5 protein-coding genes are annotated in these 4006 nt (G+C 61.7%); 3 read left to right on the forward strand and 2 right to left on the reverse strand.

Features of this window, described 5'->3' with window-relative positions:
• Positions 1-188: 188 nt before the first annotated feature.
• The gene (locus BN871_RS23130) at positions 189-644 is read right to left on the reverse strand and encodes a hypothetical protein (RefSeq protein ID WP_048749198.1); all 456 of its coding nucleotides are present in this window, start codon (positions 642-644) and stop codon (positions 189-191) included.
• Between the two features lie 247 nt (positions 645-891).
• Here BN871_RS23130 and BN871_RS29780 point away from each other — a divergent pair, with 247 nt between their 5' ends.
• On the forward strand, positions 892-1017 hold the full coding sequence (locus tag BN871_RS29780) for a hypothetical protein (RefSeq protein ID WP_021881901.1): 126 nt from the start codon (positions 892-894) through the stop codon (positions 1015-1017).
• Positions 1018-1137: 120 nt separating this feature from the next.
• On the opposite strand, the gene BN871_RS23135 is transcribed toward BN871_RS29780, so the two are convergent.
• Positions 1138-1911 carry an ABC transporter ATP-binding protein gene (locus BN871_RS23135; RefSeq protein WP_021881900.1) on the reverse strand — a complete coding sequence of 258 codons (774 nt, stop codon included), beginning with the start codon at positions 1909-1911 and terminating at the stop codon, positions 1138-1140.
• A gap of 160 nt (positions 1912-2071) precedes the next feature.
• Here BN871_RS23135 and BN871_RS26345 point away from each other — a divergent pair, with 160 nt between their 5' ends.
• Complete coding sequence (locus BN871_RS26345; RefSeq protein ID WP_053087035.1) at positions 2072-2965, forward strand: AraC family transcriptional regulator; 894 nt, start codon at positions 2072-2074, stop codon at positions 2963-2965.
• A gap of 137 nt (positions 2966-3102) precedes the next feature.
• A partial coding sequence (locus BN871_RS23145; RefSeq protein ID WP_048749200.1) for a choice-of-anchor I domain-containing protein occupies positions 3103-4006 on the forward strand: 904 nt, incomplete at its 3' end.

Raw genomic sequence — 4006 nt, forward strand, 5'->3', positions numbered from 1 at the left:
CAAGCCGCGCGGTAGCTCCGGCGGCGACCGGGGCAGCGGCGGATCGCGCCAAGGACGCAAGCCGGGCAAGCGCTAGACGGGCCTGCCGCTACAACAGGAAAAGCCTTCATTCCGCCGACGTGCGGAATGAAGGCTTTTTTTGTGCGTCGTGCATGAAAACCGCCTGCGGATTGCGCGTGCCTGCAGGCCTATACCTGGACCTCGACTGGCTCGTCGGCGCCTTTTACCTTCACCAGCATCGCCTTCACGTTCTGAGACTCGCCGAGGTTGACGTTTTTCGCATTGAACTCGAAGCTGTCCTCGAGCGTTATGCGCTGTCCTTCGTCTACCGTCTGGGCGATCTCCTTGCGCAGCGAGCGCCCAGGATCGTTCAGCAGGAGATTGCCTTTCAGCACGGGCTCGACCCATTCGACTTCAATCGGCTTCTCGCTGACATTCTCGAGCGTGACCCGATAGGTGAACTTCTTCCAGTTGTCCTTGTTCGCCATGATTTCCAGACCTTCGGTGGCGCTGCGGGTTTTCCACCCTCCGGACACGGGGGAGGAGAAGTTGCAGCCCGCCAGCAGAAGGGAGGGCAGGATGGCGCAAAGGACCAGAAGCGTAAACAGGCGGCCAGCAGGCCGTATTCGGTTCGAGCGGTACATGGCGGCAGCTCCTTTATCGTAAGTTGATCATGAATGGGCTTCAGAGGGATCGCATAGGCGCACAGGCGAAAAGATGCAGAGGCTTGCGCATTGATTCCAGTGTAAAGGCTGCGCCGCCGGCGATGCAAAGGACGGAATGTGACAGTTGCCGGTCATCTCGCGGATGCGTCTATTTTGTGAAGATCATCCTAATATTTGCTCCTTGTTCGGGTTGTAGTACATTATTTTGCCGAAGGGGCTGGAATGCATGGCTGGGCAACAGGGCTTGGGGCTTGTCGCAGCCGCCGCTTTTCCGCCCTGGCAGGAATCCCAGGGTCAAGAACAGCTGGCCGACGCAGCGGAGCGGGGCAAGGAAGCTCTGCAAGCTCCATGACAAAAAGCCCGGCATGCCGGGCTTTTTTGCTTTCTATCGGAGCTGCGGATTCATCTCCATAGGGTCGGGAAACAGAAATAACTATCCGCCGCAAGCTGCTCCGGCAGCTCTCCTGCTCTGTTACTCCGCGCGGACAAAATATCGGTCGCCATGGCGCTCCACGGCGACGGGAGCCTCGAAAAACCGGCTCAAAGTTCCGTCTGTCAGCACGTCGCCCGTGCTGCCGCTGCGGAACACCTCCCCCCTGCGAAGCAGCAGGGCATGGCCGAAGACAGGCAGGATCTCCTCCGTATGATGCGTGACGTAGATCAGCGAAGGGGCGTCGTGCTGCCGCGCCAGCCCGTCGATGCTCTCCAGCAGCCGCTCGCGCGAGAACAGGTCGAGGCCGTTGCAAGGCTCGTCCAGGATGAGGATGCGCGGGCGCGCCATCAGGGCGCGGGCGATGAGCAGCTTCTGCTTCTCGCCCTGCGAGCAGGTGCCGTATTCCCGATCCCACAAATGGGCGCAGCCGATCGTCGCCATCAGCTCCCGCGCCGTCTCGAGGTCTTCCTCCTGCACCTTGTCGTAGAGTCCGATCGTCGCATGCTTGCCGCTGATGACGACAAGCTGGGCTCGGTCGGTCTTGTACAGCTTCTCTTGCAGCGAGTTGCTGACCCACCCGATGGATTTGCGCAGCTCCCGCAGATCCACTTCGCCGTACCGCTCTCCGAGCACCTCGACCGAACCCTCCGAGGGCCAGATGTAGCCGCAAATGATGTTGAGCAGCGTCGTTTTGCCCGACCCGTTGAGGCCGAGCAGCGCCCAGTGCTCTCCCGGCTTCACCTGCCAGCTGATGTCCTGGAGCAGCACGCGCTGCTCCCTTCGCCACGACACATGGTTCAATTCGATGATCATGGTGGTTCAGACTTCCTTTCCGTTTCTTCTCTGCCGCCCGTCCCCGTCCATTGACAAGCGCCGCTTATCCTCCTATCGTAACCCTAAACGGCCCGAGACGTCACCCGCGAATGATGCGGAACTGCCGGCCGCAATAATCGCTACAGGGGGCGAAGGGCGGATGGAAATGATGTTTCAGACCGGAGCGGTCGAGCTCTGGAGAGGCGCCGAAGGCTTCGCCAATACGCCCCACAGCCATGAAGACTGGGTGCAGCTGACGCTTCCGGTCCAGGGCAGCTGCGAGTTCATCCAGGACGGCAGAGCCTGGGGGCTGAAGCCGGGCAGCGGATTGGTGCAGCCGCCCCGGGCTCTGCATCACTTCCGGCTGGAGAAGGGGGCGTCGGTGATCATCCTGAAATGCCGGGAGGACGCTGTGGCGGCGCCAGCCGCTTCCTCCGGTCATCCTTACGAGAATATGGCCAAGAGCTTCGATGCCGAAGCGCTGTCGCGCCGCTTCCGCATCTGGTCCGGCCAATTGATGAAGGCGCAGCTTGCCGGGGAAAGTGATGTCCGGGGGACCGAGCGGGAAATCATGGCGTACATGAACGGGATTCTCTCGGCCGCCCCCGGGACTGAAGCTCGGCAAGAGCAGCCGGGCGCGGGATTGGCCGGGTTTCCCCTGCTTGCTCCCGAATCCGGCTTCGCCTGTGCAGGGATTGCCGCCGGTGGCTCGTCAGGTTCGGCGGTTCCGACCGCCGCAAGCCCTTGCATGCAAAAAGTCGTCGACTTCATGAAGGAAGGCTACGCCGGCCGAATCACAATTGAAGAGCTCGCCTCGATCGCCTGCTTGAGCCGGTTCCACTTTATCCGGTCGTTCCGGGCCGAGACGGGGCTGACGCCTTACCAATACTTGCTGCGGCTGCGCATCGAAAAGGCGAAGGACCGGCTCTCCCGCTCTTCGGATTCCGTGTCCCATATCAGCGCGGAGCTCGGCTTCTCCAGCCCCAGCCAGTTCTACCGCTCGTTCCAGAAGCTCGCGGGCACGACGCCGCAGGCTTACCGCAGCCGCTGGTGAAAGGGCGCGAGGCCTTCATGAATTCTTAACATGGATGTGATTCCTCCTTTACATCTCCTTGATATGCTGACAAGCAGGAAGCAAAGCGGGCAGCAGGCCTGGTACCGGCTTGTCCGCATCAGAGGGGGAAATGGAAGATGAACCGCTACAAACGCAAAATGAGCCGCACGCTGGGGCTTACGCTCAGCTTGTCCGCTGCGGCGATGGCGCTGCTGCCCGCCGGAATCGGCACCGCACAGGAGGGCGGCGCGGAGCCGGCTTCCATCGTCGGACAAGCCTTGGCCGCGCCGGCAGCCGACGCTGCCGATGTACCGACAGCTTCGGCTGCCGTTTATAAGGACCTGTTCAGCGTCACGAAGATCGGCTCCTACAGCGAAGGCATCACGAACAAGGACGGCGGCGTAGCCGAGATCGTCAAATACAACCGCGACAACGGAAGGTTCTACCTCGTCAACGGCTCGGGCAACCCGCCGAGCCTCGACATCGTCAAGCTGGCCGAGGGACAGATGGTCAAGGAGAAGCAAATCGACATCAGGGCGCTTGCCGAGCAGGAGAGCGGATTCCTGTACGGGGACTTGACGAGCGTGGATATCAATACGGCCGCGGGCCGCGTATTCGCCGCCGTGCAGGCCAAGGGTGCCGGGGATCCGGGCCGTATTTTGGAGCTTGACTACGAGGGCAAGCTGATTCGGACATATGAGGCGGGCTCCCAGCCGGATATGGTGAAGTCGACGCCGGACGGGCGTTACGTGCTGACGGCCAACGAAGGCGAGCCGCGCGAGGCCGGCATCGATCCCGAAGGCAGCGTCACCATCGTCGACCGCCAATCGCAGTCGGTGCGCCATGCGAAGTTCGACAATCCCTCCATCATCGACGATCTCGTGCATATTCGCGGCGATGTGGACGCAAAGGGGCTGATTACGGGGCCGGGAACGAAGGAGCGGGCGCTCACGGATCTGGAGCCGGAATATATCGCCTTGTCCGGGGATGCGGCAACGGCTTATGTGACGCTGCAGGAGAACAACGCCGTCGCGGAGCTGG

Source organism: Paenibacillus sp. P22 (genome assembly GCF_000469945.2).
GTDB classification, from domain to species: domain Bacteria; phylum Bacillota; class Bacilli; order Paenibacillales; family Paenibacillaceae; genus Paenibacillus_O; species Paenibacillus_O humicus.